General features: G+C 48.6%; 1 protein-coding gene. It reads right to left on the bottom strand.

From position 1 onward, the window contains the following. Nucleotides 1-99 precede the first annotated feature (99 nt). The coding region (locus QWI17_RS08990) for a transposase domain-containing protein (protein ID WP_302722176.1) at nt 100-346 on the bottom strand (247 nt) is incomplete at its 5' end.

The following is a 346-nucleotide window of genomic DNA, read 5'->3' as shown; positions in this document are numbered from 1 at the left end:
TCTTATCAACTCCGGTTATTTGAACACCAATGAAGCTGAGCGTGCTGACAATCTAGTCATTCAATTAAAAGAAATGAGAGCCCCGATCAATGTAAGCGGTCAGCTAACCCCGTCTTGTAACTTCAGATTCCAGGGTAGCAGTGCCTCCATTTGCTCGACGGTTGTTACTTTGGGCAGCTCCGCAAAGATGTGACGGAGGTATTGATAAGGCTCCTGTTGATTAGCTTTTACCGTTTCAATCAGACTGTAAAGGTTGGCGCTGGATTTAGCCCCCGGCACAGAGGCACTAAACAGCCAGTTTTTCCGGCCAACAACAAAGGGCCGGATCGCATTTTCCGCCGGGTTG

It is taken from the genome of Gilvimarinus gilvus (genome assembly GCF_030518155.1).
In the GTDB taxonomy this organism is placed as follows: Bacteria; Pseudomonadota; Gammaproteobacteria; order Pseudomonadales; family Cellvibrionaceae; genus Gilvimarinus; species Gilvimarinus gilvus.
The sequence above is the reverse complement of the archived record's forward strand: the minus strand, read 5'-3'. Positions and strand labels throughout refer to the sequence as shown.